At 70.8% G+C, this 14,228-nt stretch carries 16 protein-coding genes and 1 riboswitch; of the genes, 9 read left to right on the forward strand and 7 right to left on the reverse strand.

From position 1 onward, the window contains the following. The first annotated feature begins 145 nt into the window (after window positions 1-145). The gene (locus AB0H37_RS06835) at window positions 146-595 is read left to right on the forward strand and encodes a hypothetical protein (RefSeq protein ID WP_360611800.1); all 450 of its coding nucleotides are present in this window, start codon (window positions 146-148) and stop codon (window positions 593-595) included. An 80-nt stretch (window positions 596-675) separates the two neighbouring features. Here the strand turns inward: AB0H37_RS06835 and AB0H37_RS06840 are convergent, their stop codons facing one another. Beyond that, entirely contained in the window at window positions 676-1,242 is a 567-nt protein-coding gene (locus AB0H37_RS06840; RefSeq protein WP_360611801.1) for a dihydrofolate reductase family protein, read from the reverse strand. Between the two features lie 171 nt (window positions 1,243-1,413). After that, window positions 1,414-3,246 (reverse strand): acyl-CoA dehydrogenase, encoded by a 1,833-nt coding sequence (locus tag AB0H37_RS06845; protein ID WP_360611802.1) that lies wholly within the window; start codon window positions 3,244-3,246, stop codon window positions 1,414-1,416. Window positions 3,247-3,513: 267 nt separating this feature from the next. Here AB0H37_RS06845 and AB0H37_RS06850 point away from each other — a divergent pair, with 267 nt between their 5' ends. Beyond that, a complete protein-coding gene (locus AB0H37_RS06850) occupies window positions 3,514-4,851 on the forward strand; it encodes a UDP-glucose/GDP-mannose dehydrogenase family protein (protein WP_179831818.1) in 1,338 nt (445 codons plus the stop codon). A 69-nt stretch (window positions 4,852-4,920) separates the two neighbouring features. Here the strand turns inward: AB0H37_RS06850 and AB0H37_RS06855 are convergent, their stop codons facing one another. Then, window positions 4,921-5,121 carry a hypothetical protein gene (locus AB0H37_RS06855; protein WP_179831817.1) on the reverse strand — a complete coding sequence of 67 codons (201 nt, stop codon included), beginning with the start codon at window positions 5,119-5,121 and terminating at the stop codon, window positions 4,921-4,923. A 236-nt stretch (window positions 5,122-5,357) separates the two neighbouring features. After that, window positions 5,358-5,429, forward strand: a riboswitch (guanidine-III (ykkC-III) riboswitch). A gap of 33 nt (window positions 5,430-5,462) precedes the next feature. On the opposite strand from AB0H37_RS06855, the gene AB0H37_RS06860 reads away from it, so the two are divergent. From AB0H37_RS06860 to AB0H37_RS06875, 4 genes are all read left to right on the forward strand, one after another. Continuing rightward, window positions 5,463-5,786 (forward strand): multidrug efflux SMR transporter, encoded by a 324-nt coding sequence (locus tag AB0H37_RS06860; protein ID WP_179838293.1) that lies wholly within the window; start codon window positions 5,463-5,465, stop codon window positions 5,784-5,786. Between the two features lie 142 nt (window positions 5,787-5,928). After that, window positions 5,929-6,714, forward strand: a complete 786-nt coding sequence (locus tag AB0H37_RS06865; protein ID WP_179831816.1) for a sporulation protein — start codon at window positions 5,929-5,931, stop codon at window positions 6,712-6,714. Window positions 6,715-6,799: 85 nt separating this feature from the next. Next, window positions 6,800-8,257: a hypothetical protein gene (locus AB0H37_RS06870; protein WP_329096686.1), complete on the forward strand. Its 1,458-nt coding sequence runs from the start codon at window positions 6,800-6,802 to the stop codon at window positions 8,255-8,257. Between the two features lie 85 nt (window positions 8,258-8,342). Continuing rightward, a complete protein-coding gene (locus AB0H37_RS06875; protein ID WP_179831814.1) occupies window positions 8,343-9,101 on the forward strand; it encodes an SDR family oxidoreductase in 759 nt (252 codons plus the stop codon). 93 nt (window positions 9,102-9,194) lie between these two features. On the opposite strand, the gene AB0H37_RS06880 is transcribed toward AB0H37_RS06875, so the two are convergent. The 3 genes from AB0H37_RS06880 to AB0H37_RS06890 form a co-directional block, all read right to left on the reverse strand. Continuing rightward, entirely contained in the window at window positions 9,195-9,659 is a 465-nt protein-coding gene (locus tag AB0H37_RS06880) for a hypothetical protein (RefSeq protein WP_329096689.1), read from the reverse strand. A 241-nt stretch (window positions 9,660-9,900) separates the two neighbouring features. Next, window positions 9,901-10,518: a rhomboid family intramembrane serine protease gene (locus tag AB0H37_RS06885; protein ID WP_179831812.1), complete on the reverse strand. Its 618-nt coding sequence runs from the start codon at window positions 10,516-10,518 to the stop codon at window positions 9,901-9,903. Between the two features lie 117 nt (window positions 10,519-10,635). Continuing rightward, the gene (locus tag AB0H37_RS06890; RefSeq protein ID WP_329096691.1) at window positions 10,636-10,965 is read right to left on the reverse strand and encodes a WhiB family transcriptional regulator; all 330 of its coding nucleotides are present in this window, start codon (window positions 10,963-10,965) and stop codon (window positions 10,636-10,638) included. A gap of 185 nt (window positions 10,966-11,150) precedes the next feature. Between AB0H37_RS06890 and AB0H37_RS06895 the strand changes: the two genes are divergently transcribed. Then, window positions 11,151-11,603, forward strand: coding sequence for a GNAT family N-acetyltransferase (locus tag AB0H37_RS06895; RefSeq protein WP_329098442.1), 453 nt, complete (start codon window positions 11,151-11,153; stop codon window positions 11,601-11,603). A gap of 20 nt (window positions 11,604-11,623) precedes the next feature. Here the strand turns inward: AB0H37_RS06895 and AB0H37_RS06900 are convergent, their stop codons facing one another. Beyond that, window positions 11,624-12,019 carry a nuclear transport factor 2 family protein gene (locus tag AB0H37_RS06900; protein WP_360611803.1) on the reverse strand — a complete coding sequence of 132 codons (396 nt, stop codon included), beginning with the start codon at window positions 12,017-12,019 and terminating at the stop codon, window positions 11,624-11,626. Window positions 12,020-12,081: 62 nt separating this feature from the next. Here AB0H37_RS06900 and AB0H37_RS06905 point away from each other — a divergent pair, with 62 nt between their 5' ends. Both AB0H37_RS06905 and AB0H37_RS06910 read left to right on the forward strand, forming a co-directional pair. After that, window positions 12,082-12,639, forward strand: coding sequence for a TetR/AcrR family transcriptional regulator (locus AB0H37_RS06905; RefSeq protein WP_329096694.1), 558 nt, complete (start codon window positions 12,082-12,084; stop codon window positions 12,637-12,639). A 95-nt stretch (window positions 12,640-12,734) separates the two neighbouring features. Beyond that, complete coding sequence (locus tag AB0H37_RS06910) at window positions 12,735-14,225, forward strand: CYTH and CHAD domain-containing protein (protein ID WP_360611804.1); 1,491 nt, start codon at window positions 12,735-12,737, stop codon at window positions 14,223-14,225. Window positions 14,226-14,228 lie beyond the last annotated feature (3 nt).

A 14,228-nucleotide genomic window follows, 5' to 3' on the forward strand; every position in this document is an offset into this window, starting at 1 on the left:
ACTCGCTAGAATAAGGCAGTTTTTTCACCCGGATACCGGTTCAGTCGACGCTTCCAGTGCCAAGTGGGGAGTGGTCGCGGCAGCGACTGTCGCATACCCGGTCGAGCAGCAGGCGATCCACCCAGCGAAATGAAGAGGCGAGACGATGCCGGTGACCGACCACCAGATAGCCACCCTGCGAGCTCAACTCACCGGACGAATCGACGAGCACCGGCGACTGCTCTCCCAGATGGACATCGCCACGGCCAACCAGTACCTGTCACTGGCGACCGCCGCCTTCTTCGAGGCGGCGCTGCGGCGCTTCGTCCGCGATGGATCACCTGTGGACGACGCCGAGATCATCGAGTTCGTCACATCGGTGCGGCTCCGACTCGGCGACCCCGATGACCTGGACGCCCAGACGGCCGAGACACTCATCAAGATCGCGGTCGAGAAGTTGCCCGTAGAAGCCCAGAACGGTATCAGCGCTGACGCCGCCAATGGCACGAGGATCATACTTCTGTCAGGTATGGTCGGCGATTTGGACCTTACCCCTGACCAGCTTGAGGAATTCCTGAACGCGGCTCGACGCATGACGGACACGGCATTCGCGTGACGGCTTGTCCAAAGCCGTGAGAACGGCCGCCAGACCGGCACGGCGGCCGGTGTCCTGGCTCGGACACCGGCCGCATGGGCCTATTCCTTGATCTCGTAGCGCAGGAGCAGGATGCCGTTGTCGAAGGGGGCGGCCTCGATCAGGTTCAGGTCTTGGCGATCCTCGAAAAGGCGCGTTCCCCTGCCCCGTGATGCCGGGCAGACCATCATCCGGACTTCGTCGACGACGCCGGCGGCCAGCAGGGAGCGCATGAGGCTCAAGCTCCCCCACAGCCAGATGTCCTTGCCGCTCTGCTCCTTGAGTTCCCGGACGGTGGCGGCCGGGTCGCGCGTCACGGTCGCGGCGGGGAAGCCGCCCCAGGGGGCGTCATCCAGCTTCGAGGAGGCGACGAACTTGGCGAGGTTGTTGAGCTTCTCGCCGTACTCGCCCTGCTCGGAGGCGTTCGGCCAGTAGTCCTTGGTCTGCGCGTAGGTGTTCGCACCGAGGATCATCGTGTCGACCGAGTCGATGAACCCCATCACGGCGGCCTTGAACGCGGGATCGGACTTGTCGGAGAAGGGCTCCACCGCCACGTAGCTGAGCCCGCCGTCCTCCTCCGCGGCGATGTTGTCGACGGTGACCCACTGCTGGACTATGAGCTTTCGCATGGTGCCGGATCTCCTTCGTCACGCGGCCGGTCGTGGCCGCTGGTGACCCTGGGACGGAGCCGGCACCACGTTCTCGACATCCTCCACGGGTCGTGTCCGAAAATATTTCAGCGGCGGCGTCCAGGCAGCACTGTGGCCCTGCCCGGGCGGGCAGGGCCACAGTGGCGAGGGCTAGAAGAAGTCTTCGGGGAGGTCCATCACGTCCAGGGTGGTGGACTCGGTGATGGCGCGGTCGGCGGCCAGGCGGGGCAGGACGGTCTGGCAGAAGAACTGCGCGGCCGCGACCTTGCCGGTGTAGAACGCCTGGTCGGAGTCGGACACGTCGCCGCCGAGCGCGTTCAGCGCCACCTCGGCCTGGCGGCACAGCAGCCAGCCGACGATCAGGTCGCCGAGGGCGAGCAGCAGGCGCGAGGAGTTGAGCCCGATCTTGTAGAGCTCCTTCGGGTTCTCCATCGAGCCGAGCGCCCAGCCGACCATCGGGTCGATGATGCCCTGCACGTCGTCGAGGGCGCGGCCGAGGAGCGCGCGCTCGTTCTTGAGCCGGCCGTTGCCGGCCTCGGAGCCGGCGAACTCCCGGATCTCCCCGACGAGCACCTTGAGCGCCTCGCCGCTATCCCGCAGGATCTTGCGGAAGAACAGGTCCTGGCCCTGGATCGCGGTGGTGCCCTCGTACAGGGTGTCGATCTTGGAGTCGCGGATGTACTGCTCGATCGGGTACTCCTGCAGGAACCCGGACCCGCCGAGCGTCTGCAGCGACTCCGCGCCGAGCAGCGCGTACGCCCGCTCGGAGCCGAAGCCCTTCACGATCGGCAGCAGGAGGTCGTTCACCTTCTCGGCGGTCTCGTCCTTGCGGCCCTCGAACTCGGCGAGCTGCACGGCGTCCTGGTAGGACGCGGTGAGCAGCACGAGCGCGCGCATGCCCTCGGCGTAGGCCTTCTGCGTCATGAGGCTGCGCCGGACGTCCGGGTGGTGGGTGATCGTCACCCGCGGAGCGGACTTGTCCGTCATCTGCGTCATGTCCGCACCCTGGACGCGCTCCTTCGCGTACTCCAGCGCGTTGAGGTAACCGGTCGACAGGGTGGCGATGGCCTTGGTGCCGACCATCATCCGCGCGTACTCGATGACGAGGAACATCTGCCGGATGCCCTGGTGGACGTCGCCGACCAGGTAGCCGATCGCCGGGTGCTTCTCGCCGAGGGTGAGCTCGCAGGTCGTGGAGACCTTGAGGCCCATCTTCTTCTCGACGTTGGTCACGTAGGCGCCGTTGCGCTCGCCGAGCTCACCGGTCTCCACGTCCACCAGGTACTTCGGGACGAGGAACATCGACAGGCCCTTGGTGCCCGGGCCGGCGCCCTCGGGGCGGGCCAGCACCAGGTGGAAGATGTTCTCGGACATGTCGTGCTCGGCCGAGGTGATGAAGCGCTTGACGCCCTCGATGTGCCAGGTGCCGTCCGGCTGCTGGACGGCCTTGGCGCGCCCGGCGCCGACGTCGGAGCCGGCGTCCGGCTCGGTCAGCACCATCGTGGCGCCCCACTGCCGCTCCAGGGCCAGCTCGGCGAACTTCTTCTGCTCGGGCGTGCCGATGTGCCAGAGGATCTGCGCGAAACCGGGGCCGGAGGCGAACATGTAGACGGCCGGGTTGGCGCCCAGCACCTGCTCCGCCACGGCCCAGGTCAGCGAGCGCGGGGCGCCGCTGCCGCCGAACTCGGGGGCGAGGTCGAGGCGGTACCACTCGGAGTCCATCCACGCCTTGAACGACTTCTTGAAACCCTCGGGCATCGTGACCGTGCCCGTGGCGGGGTCGAACGCCGGCGGGTTGCGGTCCGCGTCCTCGAAGGAGGCGGCGAGCGGGCCCTCGGCCAGCCGGTTCACCTCGTCGAGGATGCTGCGCACGGTGTCCTCGTCCAGTTCGGCGTACGGGCCGCTGCCGAGGAGGTCCTGGCGCCTGAACACCTCGAAGAGGTTGAACTCCAGGTCCCGGAGGTTGCTCTTGTAGTGCCCCATTCGAGACTCCGTCTGGTTCCGGCGGTGACCGGAGGCCCCGCTACGTACTGGTCAGTAACTCAACATCATGCTACCCGCTGGTAACCACTGACAACCACCCCAATCGTGCGGTTTCCGGGGAGGCAGGCCACATCGATACCACGTCCGGCAACTCCGCGTGACCCACGTCACGAAGAGCCCCTGAGCCGCACCCTCCTACGCCCCGCGCGCGAGGGGTGGCAAGATCAGGCGGGCGCGAATTCACCGCGGTGCACGAGGAGGTGCGCAATGAGGCAGGAGGAGGAGGCCGCCCCGAGGCTGACCGTCATCGGGACCGGCTACCTCGGTGCCACGCACGCGATCTGCATGGCCGTGCTGGGGTACGAGGTCCTCGGCGTGGACGTCGACCGGCGCAAGATCGAGCGGCTGGCGTCGGGCGAGGTCCCGATCTTCGAACCCGGGCTGCCGGAGCTGCTCACCAAGGCGCTCGACTCGGGCCGGCTCCGGTTCACCACCTCCTTCGCGGAGGCCGGAGAGTTCGGGGACGTCCACTTCGTGTGCGTGGGGACGCCCCAGCAGGCCGGTTCGGACGCCGCCGACCTGACCTACGTCGACGCGGCCGTCCGCTCCCTGGCGCCGCATCTGCGCCGCAGGTCGCTGGTCGTCGGCAAGTCCACCGTGCCGGTCGGGACGGCCGCGCGCCTCACCGGCCTCGTGCAGGAGCTGGCGCCCGCGGGGACCGACGTCGAGCTGGCCTGGAACCCCGAGTTCCTCCGCGAGGGCTTCGCCGTGGACGACACGCTGCGCCCCGACCGGCTGGTGTTCGGCGTCACGTCCGACTGGGCGCACGAGCGGCTGCGGGCGGCGTTCAGGCCCGTCCTCGACCTCGGCACCCCCGTGATCCGCACGGACCTCGCGACCGCCGAGCTGGTCAAGGTCGCGGCGAACTCCTTCCTCGCCACGAAGATCTCCTACATCAACGCGATGGCCGAGGTCTGCGAGGCGGTCGGCGCCGACGTCAAGGACCTCGCCGACTCGCTGGCGCTGGACGACCGCATCGGCGGCAAGTTCCTGCGGCCGGGCCTGGGGTTCGGCGGGGGCTGCCTGCCCAAGGACATCCGGGCGTTCGCGCACCGCGCGGAGGAGATCGGCGTCGGCCAGGCCGTGTCGTTCCTGCGCGAGGTGGACGACATCAACCGGCGTCGCCGGGCCCGCACCGTCGACCTCGTCCGGGATCTGCTCGGCGGCGACCTCGCCGGCAAGCGCGTCGCCGCGTGGGGCGCCGCGTTCAAGCCCAACTCCGACGACATCCGGGACGCGCCCGCGCTGGACGTGGCGCGCACCATCCACGGTCTCGGCGGGGACGTGCGCGTCTACGATCCGGTGGCCCTCGACAACGCCCGCAGTGCGTTCCCCGAGCTGACCTACGGCGAGAGCGCGTTCGACGTGGCGCGGGAGGCCGACGTCGTCGTCCTGCTGACCGAGTGGTCGGACTTCCGGGAGGTCGAGCCGGAGGCGCTGGCCGGGGTGGTCCGGCACAAACGGGTCGTGGACGGGCGCCACGCGCTCGACGCCGCCCGCTGGCGCGCGGCGGGCTGGGAGTACCGAGCCCTGGGCCGCTCCTGAAAAAGGTGTCCCCGCGCCGAGCGGCGCGGGGACGGGTGAGGCGGGAGCCGGCTCGCTACCGCCCGGGTGTCACTGGCTTCCGCCGGTGAGGCGGCGAGCCTCGGCCGTGGTCTCGGTCGCCTTGTCGTGCGCCTCGTCCATGGCCGTCTTGTTCTCCGGGGTCGGGTCCTTCAGGTACGCCTGACCGGCCTGGTACAGGTCGGTCTGCGCGGCGTCCATGTTCTGCCCGGCCTCGTGAGCCTCGGGGTTCTGGGCGCTTTCGTTTGCCACGGGTCTCTCCGTTGTGAGTGCGTCACCGCGGCTACCGCGGCGGAGCTCCGCATCCGATCGTCCGCGCAGGCCTCACCTGCGCGGGCCCCAGAGGATGAGGAGGCTCATGGAGAGCCGTCCGGCAAGCCCACGGACCCGCAACAGGCGGCCGGGGCAAGCGCTCATCGGCGATGCGTGCGGGGCCGCACCATTTCCGGCGCGGGGAACATCGCCCGTTCCCGGGCCGTTGGGGGAGGTGAGGGCCACGCTCAGAACGGGGCTTCTCCCGGACGAGGTGCGCCGTACCCGGAACGCGAAGACGGCGCGTGACAGTACTCGTCTCGTTCTCCGGGAGCGCCACCATGGCCTGGATCCTCGTCATCGTCGCCGGCCTCTTCGAGGTCGCTATGGCCCTGTGCCTGAAGGCCAGCAAGGGCTTCACCCAGCCGTTGGAGTCGGCGGGATTCCTCGTGTTCGCCGTAGCGTCCTTCGGCCTGCTCACCGTCGCCCTCAAGCACCTGGAGGTCGGCACCGCCTACGCCGTCTGGGTCGGCATTGGGGCCGTCGGGACGGCGACCCTCGGCATGCTCGTCATGGGCGACGAGGTCTCCGCGACCCGCATCGTCGCGCTCGCCCTCATCGTCCTCGGGGTCGTCGGGCTGAACCTCGCCGGAGGCGGCCACTGACCGGCAGGACGGAAGAGCAGCACGAACGGCCAGGAACGGCCACCGCCATCGCAGGTAGGCCAGGTTCCCGGAACGTAATCTCCCGTAACAGCGTCTATGGGACGAGAGCGCGGGGAGTCGCTCGAACACGGGAGGACGGACCTTGGTCTTCAAGAAGCTGCGTCAGGCGATGGGCATCGGCGGCCCCTCGATCGAGACGGTTCTGCACGACCCGAACACGACGCCCGGCGGCGTCGTCACCGGCGAGATCGCCATCATCGGAGGCCAGTTCAACTCCGACATCACGTCGGTGAATCTCGCCCTGCGCACCAAGGTCGAGGTCGAGTCGGGCGACAACGAGTACAGCTCCAACCTGGAGTACGCCAAGTTGCCGGTCGCGGGCGGGTTCAGCCTGCAGGAGGGCGCGCGGCACAGCATCCCGTTCCAGTTCCCGATCCCGTGGGAGGCGCCGCTCACCCACATGTACGGGCGGCAGCTGCACGGCACGACGGTCGGGATCGCGACGGAGCTTGAGGTGGCGGGCGCGGTCGACCCGGGCGACCTCGACCCGATCGCCGTCCACCCGCTGCCCGCGCAGGAGCGCCTCCTCGTGGCGTTCTCCAACCTCGGCTTCCAGTTCCGCAACGCCGACTGCGAGAAGGGCCGCATCTGGGGCGTCCACCAGGAGCTGCCCTTCTACCAGGAGATCGAGTTCTATCCGCCGGGGCAGTACGCGCGCGGCATCAAGCAGCTCGAAGTGACGTTCGTGTCCTACCCGCAGTCGATGGAGGTCGTGCTGGAGCTCGACAAGCGCGGCGGGGTGTTCACCGAGGGACATGACGCGTTCAGCCGGTTCACGGTCGACTACGCGACCGTCGAGCACACCAACTGGGAGCAGCAGCTCGACGGCTTCCTGCGGGACGCCGGGCGCCGGCGGGGCTTCTTCTGATCGCCGTCCAGCCGTCCGGCCGCTCATCGGAGATCCCCTTCGCGATGTTGATCGCGAAGGGGATCTCCGCGTAGAAAGAGGTCCCGTGCCCCTGCCCCCCGGACTGAGCGACGCGGAACGGCGCCTGTGGACGGCGTTCCCCAACGGCTCGGCCGTCGTCCTCGGCGACGACCGCCCCGCCGGCCCCCTGCCCGACCGCATCGTCCGCGCCGAGATCATCACCCGGCTGCTGCTCGGCGAGTGCGAGCCCCGTCCCGGCGCGGTCGCGGCCGTCCGGCTCCGCGGCGCCTACGTCACCGGGCGGCTGGACGTCGCGGGCGGCCGCGTCGAGGCCGAGCTGCTGCTGGAGGACTGCCGGCTCGTCGAGGAGCCGGTGTTCGCCAACGCCGAGACGCGCCAGCTCCGGTTCTCCGACTGCCGGATGCCCGGCTTCGACGGCGGCGGCCTGCGCGCGGACGGCTTCCTCAGCCTGTCCGGCTCCGAGATCGAGGGGGAGGTCCGGCTGCCGCGGGCGCAGATCCTCGGCGGCCTGCGGATGAACGGGACGCGGGTCACCGCGTCCGCGCCGGAGAAGTGGGCGGTCTCCGGCGGCGCCCTCGTCGTGGACGCCGGGGCGTTCATCAGGGACGCCGAGATCACCGGCGGGATGCGGTTCGTGGGCGCGCGGATGAACGGCGGGCTGTTCATGGAGCGCACGACGCTCACCAACCCGGGCCGCATCGCCCTGGACGCGCAGAACATGGTCGTCGAGGACACCGCCGAGCTGAGCCACGGGTTCAGCACGCTCGGCACCATCCGCCTGCGCAGCGCCCGCATCAACGGCGTCCTGTCGTTCTCCCGCAGCCGCCTGGACTCCTCCGACCCGGCCCGGATGGCGCTGCACGCCAGCCACATGCAGGCCGACGAGCTGCTGCTGTGGCCGGCGGAACGGATCAAGGGCCGGGTGTCGCTGTCGTACTCCAGGATCGACCTGGTCATGGACCATCCGGACATCTGGCCGGACGAGCTGTACCTGAACGGCATGACGTACCAGACGCTGCGCGGCGCCGAGTTCAAGGACCGGCTCAGCTGGGTGTCGCGGGACGCGGAGTTCCACCTCCAGCCGTACGAGCAGCTCGCCAGCTGGTACCACAGCATCGGCCACGACGATCTGGCCCGGAAGGTCCAGCTCGCCAAGCTGCGGGCGCGCCGCCGCGGGCTGCATCCGGTCCCCGGGGCGTGGAACCACGTGCTCGACTGGACGGTGGGGTTCGGCTACCGGCCCTGGCTGGCGTTCGCGTGGTTCGCCGCACTGCTGGCCGTCGGGACGACGGTGTTCTCGATCGAGCATCCCCGCGCGGTCAAGCCGCCGGACGAGCTGCCCTCCTTCCACGCTCTGATCTACACCCTGGACCTGCTGATCCCGCTCGACACGTTCGGGCAGCAGCTGTCCTACGACGCGGTGAACTGGTCCCGCTGGGTGGCGTACGCGCTGGTCGCGACGGGGTGGGTGCTGGTGACGGCGCTGATCGCCGGGGCGACGCGGGTGCTGCGCCCGAACTGAGCCGCGGACCGTCCCGGGGCGGAACCGAACCAGGGCACCGCCCCGGGCGTCCATCCGGGGTAGGAATCCACGAGAATGGGACGCCATGGGCACGTATCTGATCACGGGCGCGACGGGCGGCATCGGCACGGCGGTGGCGGAGCTGCTGCGCGAGCGCGGGCACGACCTCCTTCTCACCGGCCGCTCCGCCGAGCGCCTGGACAAACTCGCCGCGACGCTGCGCGGAGGCGCGCACGCGGCCACGCAGGTCATCAACCGGGGAGCGGTCGCCTCGCCGCCGCGCGCGGCGTCCATCGGCACGATCGCACTCGACCTGACCGAGCCGCGGCGCATCGAGGCGCGGCTCGCGGCGGCCGGGATCCCCGCCCGGCTGGACGGCGTCGTCCACGCGGCGGGGATGGTGCATCTGGGGACGGTCGCCGGCACCGAGGCCGACGAATGGCTGGAGCACCTGTCGGTCAACCTGGTGTCGGCGGCGGAGCTGACGAGGCTGCTGCTGCCCGCGCTGCGCGCCGCCGAGGGGCACGTGGTGTTCGTCAACTCCACCGCCGGGCTGCGCGCCAACCCCGAATGGTCGGCGTACGCGGCGAGCAAGTTCGGCCTGCGCGCGCTGGCCGACTCGCTGCGCGCGGAGGAGCCGTCCCTGCGCGTCACGACCGTCTACCCGGGGCGGACGGCCACGGAGATGCAGCGCAGCGTGCGCGCCCAGGAGGGCCACCCCTACGCCGAGGACGACTTCGCGGCTCCCGCCACCGTCGCGCGCGTGCTGGTCGCCGCGCTGGAGACGCCCCGGGACGCGGTCGTCTCGGACGTCACCGTCAGGCCGAACCCTTCGCGGAGCTGACGGCCGCGTCGCCGCGCCACGGCGACGCGGCCGCCCCTCACGCGTCAGGACCGACGGGGCCGAGGCCGTACCGCCCCGTCGCCGCCGCGCCGATCAGGCGGGACCGGTCGCCCGTCGCCGTGCCGCGAGCGCCATCCCGCCGCCGGCGAGGACGGTGGCCAGCCCCGCCGCGGCGAGCGCGGAGTCCATGCCGGCGAACGTGCCAGTGGACGTGCCGCCGGCGCCCGTCTCCACGCCGCCGGTGGGGATGACGCGGATCCTGTGCAGGTACTTGACGTCGATGAACCCGTGCCGGAGCTGGACCGGGACGTTGCCGCGAATCTCGGTGAACCCTTCCTTCTTGCAGTCGGCCCACGGCTTCTGCTGGTACTTCAGGACGCCCACGATCTTCGCGTGCACGCTCGGCAGCTCGTGGACGTTGAGTCCGTCCCGGGCCGTGACGGAGTATTCGCAGAGCTGCGTATCCGCCCGCGCCTCCGCCGCCCCCGACCCCATCACGACGAACGCCCCCGCGGCCGCCCCGGCGGCCGCTACGGCCATCGCTCTTCGCACGCTCATCCTTCTCCCCCTGCTCGTTCCCCCTGGTGGGCGAGCTCGCCCGCCTCGGGGTGACCGATACCCGGCGAAAATCAAGAAGAGCCATGGCAACGACAAAACAATGGAGTCACCAGATTGACATCCATTCTCCGCAAAAGGGATTTTTAGCGACATACCCGGGATGGCGATCGGGCGGCGCTCAGGGCCCTGCTCGCGGAGAGCCTCCGCTCCCGCTTCGCCTGCACGCGGCGGGCGGCCGGCGTCAGCCGGATGCTCCCCGGGGGGCCTCGATCTTGCCGCGGCGCAGGAACCACGAGGCGAGGACGCCGCCGAGCAGGCCGAAGAGGTGGCCCTGCCAGGAGACGGTGGGATCGCTCGGGAGGACGCCGAGCAGCATCGTCCCGTAGACGGCGACGACGGCGACCGCGATGGCGATGTCGGGCAGCCGCCGCTCGAAGATCCCGCGTCCCACCAGGTAGCCGAAGAACCCGAAGATCAGGATGCTGGACCCGAGGGTGTTGGCGGGACTGAGGAACCACACCCCGAGCCCGCCGACCACGATGATGATCAGACTGGCGGCGAGGAACTTGGCGATGCCCCGCGCCGCCGCGGCGAACCCGAGGATCAGGAACGGGACCGTGTTGGCCGTCAGGTGCCCGAAGCCGGCGTGCATGAACGGCGCCGTGAAGATGTCCGGCAGGTCGTTCACGTCGCGCGGCTGGATCCCGAACCGGTCGAGCCAGCCGTTCGTCGTGTAGTCGAACGCCTCCAGCACCCACATCACGATGGTCACCGTGAGGATCAGCACCGCCGACCCCAGGGCGCGGACACCGTGCTTCGCCAGGCCCTCGGAACGTTGCCGGTCGGGGGTAAAGCTCATGTCAGCCACCGTAAAGTCTGTGCGTCCCTGACTCCCCCAACGCACCGGACGGTCGAAAGGTGCCGGTGGCCTTCCTGCGGGGCGGCCCCTTCGTCCGGGTGCCGCCCGAGCGGCCCGCTAGGCGGCCGACGCGTGCTCCGACTCGGAGGCGTCGCCGCGCACCACGATCACCGGCAGCGGCCGCCGCGCCGGGGCGTCGGCCGTCCGGCGCAGGTAGCGCCGCTCCTCGGGGGTCGTCCCGCCCCAGACGCCGTCGGGCTCGCCCACCCGCAGCGCCCACGCGAGGCAGTCGGCGCGCACGGGGCAGTGCGAACAGATCTCCTTGGCCGCGTCCTCCTGGGCCTGGAGCACGGGCGCGGAGTAGCCGATCGGGAAGAACAGGTCGGGATCCGCGCCGCGGCAGATGGCGTGGTCGGTCCAGTGTTCCTCGTTCTCGGTGTTGTGCATTGACTGGGTGTGGTGCATTGACCCTGTGTTGTGCATTGCCTTCTCCCTGCGCGGCGATGAGACCGCCGTCCGAGCCGGGGGGTCTCCACTCAGCGTAGTACTACACATCGTAGTACTACAAGACATGAGCGAACGCTGCAACTTAGCGCCCCGATAACCTTGGAGGTGTGCAGAGTGATCAAGAAGTGACCTTCCGCGAGGCGACGGTCGACGATCTGCCCGAGATCGTCCGGCTTCTCGCCGACGATCCCCTGGGATCCACCCGCGAAACACCGGGTGAGGAGATACCGGAGGCCTACTTCCGAGCGTTCGCCGCGATCGAGAAGGACCCCAACAACACACTGGTCGTGGCCGAGATCGCCGGCGCGGTCGCCGGCACGCTCCAGCTCACCTTCATCCCCGGCCTCACCTACACCGGCGGCGAGCGCGCCCAGATCGAGGGCGTCCGCGTGGCCGCCGAGCAGCGCGGCGCCGGGCTCGGCCAAGTCATGATCACCTGGGCCATCGACCGGGCGCGCGCCCGCGGCTGCCGCGTCGTCCAGCTCACCACCGACCGCCAGCGCCCCGACGCGATCCGCTTCTACCAGAAGATCGGCTTCCGCCCGTCCCACATGGGGATGAAGTACCACCTCGCCTGAGCCCGCCAGGCGAGACCGCGTCACGGGACGAGGGCGTCCCGCCACCGGGCCGTGTCGGTGTACTGGTGCAGCCAGGAGATCCTGCCCTCCGTGACCCGCCAGAGATGCGCGAACTCCGCCTCGTACGAACGGCCGGTCGCCCTGGCCGTCCCCCGGTAGCGCCCGGTCACCACGACAAGGCCGTCACCGGTCTCATGCCAGGTCTCGGCGTAGGGGGCCGTGTCGAATTCGGTGAAGACCGCTCCCCACACCCGCACGAGGGTCTCCTCGGGGCCGCGGAAGGCGCCGCCCGCGCCGCACGGCAGCCCGGGCGCCGTGTGCGCCTCGAACTCCGGGTGGAGGAGCGCGAGGATCGCCGCCCCGTCGGCCGCCTGGGTCGCGGTGTAGAAACCCCGAACGATCTCGGACGCCGTCATGGCCGCTCCTTTTTAGAGGCTATGTTCTAGAATGTCCTCACTACTATCATCGGAGGGCGCGCATGGGAAGACCGGCCAAGTTCGGCGAGGACCGGATCCTCGACGCGGCGCTGGCGGTGACGGCCGAGGGCGGGCCGTCCGCCGCGACGATCGCCGCCATCGCCGAGCGCCTCGGCGCCCCGTCCGGCTCGCTGTACCACCGCTTCGGGTCGCGCGACCTGCTGCTCGCCACCCTGTGGACCCGCTGCGTCCGCCGCTTCCAGGAGGGCTTCGTGGCGGCCCTGGACGCGGGCGACGCCGTGGCGGCCGCCCTGCACACGCCTCGCTGGTGCCGCGGGCACCCCGCCGAGGCGGCCGTCCTGCTCCTGCACCGCCGCCGAGACCTCGCCACCGCCTGGCCCGCCGAACTGGCCGGCCCCCTCGACGCCCTGAACGCCCGGACGGCGGACGCGCTGACCGCGTTCGCCCGGCGCCGCGGCGTCGACCGCGAGCGCGTGGTCTTCGCCACGGTCGACGTCCCCTACGGCGCCGTCCACCGCCACCTGCTCGACCGCCGGGCCCCGCCGCCGGAGGTCGACGAGCTGATCATCACGGCCTGCCGCGCGGTCCTGGTTCCGTAGCCGCCGGGGAAGGATTCTGTTGGTGTTCACCTTGGCGTGGAATGCTGGCTACCTGGGTGTGTTTCCCGATTGTCACCCATCCTGAGGAGCAGCGCGTGGCCGAGCGGCATCTGGAGATCGAGCAGAAGTACGACGCCTCGGCCGGGTTCGTCCTGCCGGATCTGGACGGGCTCACCGGCGTGGCGTCGGTCGGGGAGCCGGAGGTCCGGGAGCTGCACGCCACCTATTTCGACACCGCGGACCTGCGCCTGGCGGCCAACAAGATCACGCTGCGGCGGCGCCGGGGCGGGCCCGACGCGGGCTGGCACCTGAAGATGCCGGCCGGGCAGGACGAGAAGCACGAGTTCCGGGCACCCCTCGGGCGGCCCCTCCTCGTCCCGGCGCGCCTGTCCGCGCTGGTCGCGGCGCACACCCGCGGGGCGGAGCTGCGACCCGTCGCGACCCTGGAGACCCGCCGGACGGTCGTGCGCCTGCTCGGCGCGGACGGCGAGGCCCTCGCGGAGGTCGCCGACGACCTGGTGACCGGGCGCGGGCGCGAGGCCGAGCCCGAGCGGTGGCGGGAGATCGAGGTCGAGCTCGGCACGGGCACGCCGGAGCTGCTGAAGGCCGCGGGCAAGCGCCTGCGCAAGTCCGGCGCGAAGAAGGCCAAGTCGGCGTCCAAACTGGCGAGGCTGCTCGGGGACGGCGTCGCGCCGTCGGAGGCCGCGCGGCAGCGGGCCGAGGCCCGGTCGCGGATCACGGCGGCGACCAGCAACGGAAAGGCCCCTGCGATCACGACCGGCGAGGTCGTGCTGGCCTACCTCGCCGAGCAGGTCGAGGCGATCCTGCGGTTCGACCCCGGGGCGCGGCTGGGCGAGGACGACGCCGTCCACCGCATGCGGGTGGCCGTGCGCCGGACGAGGAGCGTCCTGCGCAGCTACCGGCCCGTCCTGGACGCGGAGCGGACCGCGCCGCTCGGGCCCGAGCTGCGGTGGGTGGCGCAGACCCTCGGAGAGGTCCGCGACCTGGAGGTGCTCCGGATACGGTTCGCGGAGGCGCCGCGCTTCCTCCTGGACGACCTGGAGCGGCACGAGCGGGCCGCGTACCGGCACCTGAACTCGGCGCTGCGGGACGCGCGGTACTTCGCGCTGCTCGACGGCCTCGACGGGCTGGTCGCCGACCCGCCGCTGGCGGCCGTGGCCGGCAGGAAGGCCCGCAAGGAGCTGCCCGCGCTCGTCACCCGGGCCTGGGAGCGGATGGCCGGGGACTACGCGTCGATCAAGACCTCCGCCGACCCCGACCTCGCACGCCACGAGACGCGGAAGGCGGCCAAGCGCGCGCGGTACGCGGCCGAGCTGGCGGTCCCCGTGCTGGGCGCGGCGGCCAAGCGGGTGGTGAAGGACACCAAGCGCATCCAGGAGGTCCTCGGCGCCCACCAGGACGCCGTGATCGCGATGGAGCACCTCGAACGGGCCGCCGCCCGCGCCCGCACGACCGCGGACGCCTTCGCGGTCGGCGTCCTCTACGGCAGGGAGCAGGCGGAGGCGGAGAAGGCCCGCGACCTCCTGACGACCACCTGGTCACGGACGCTGGGCCCGTCGTTCTAGACC

Origin of the sequence: Actinomadura sp. NPDC023710 (genome assembly GCF_040639875.1) — a bacterium.
Classification (GTDB): Bacteria; Actinomycetota; Actinomycetes; order Streptosporangiales; family Streptosporangiaceae; genus Spirillospora; species Spirillospora citrea.

Bases quoted from the DNA above. Each gene is read 5' to 3' on its own strand.
- AB0H37_RS06835 (WP_360611800.1), top strand. From the start codon at position 146: ATGCCGGTGACCGACCACCAGATAGCCACCCTGCGAGCTCAACTCACC.
- AB0H37_RS06840 (WP_360611801.1), bottom strand. From the start codon at position 1,242: ATGCGAAAGCTCATAGTCCAGCAGTGGGTCACCGTCGACAACATCGCC.
- AB0H37_RS06845 (WP_360611802.1), bottom strand. From the start codon at position 3,246: ATGGGGCACTACAAGAGCAACCTCCGGGACCTGGAGTTCAACCTCTTC.
- AB0H37_RS06850 (WP_179831818.1), top strand. From the start codon at position 3,514: ATGAGGCAGGAGGAGGAGGCCGCCCCGAGGCTGACCGTCATCGGGACC.
- AB0H37_RS06860 (WP_179838293.1), top strand. From the start codon at position 5,463: ATGGCCTGGATCCTCGTCATCGTCGCCGGCCTCTTCGAGGTCGCTATG.
- AB0H37_RS06875 (WP_179831814.1), top strand. From the start codon at position 8,343: ATGGGCACGTATCTGATCACGGGCGCGACGGGCGGCATCGGCACGGCG.
- AB0H37_RS06880 (WP_329096689.1), bottom strand. From the start codon at position 9,659: ATGAGCGTGCGAAGAGCGATGGCCGTAGCGGCCGCCGGGGCGGCCGCG.
- AB0H37_RS06885 (WP_179831812.1), bottom strand. From the start codon at position 10,518: ATGAGCTTTACCCCCGACCGGCAACGTTCCGAGGGCCTGGCGAAGCAC.
- AB0H37_RS06890 (WP_329096691.1), bottom strand. From the start codon at position 10,965: ATGCACAACACCGAGAACGAGGAACACTGGACCGACCACGCCATCTGC.
- AB0H37_RS06900 (WP_360611803.1), bottom strand. From the start codon at position 12,019: ATGACGGCGTCCGAGATCGTTCGGGGTTTCTACACCGCGACCCAGGCG.
- AB0H37_RS06905 (WP_329096694.1), top strand. From the start codon at position 12,082: ATGGGAAGACCGGCCAAGTTCGGCGAGGACCGGATCCTCGACGCGGCG.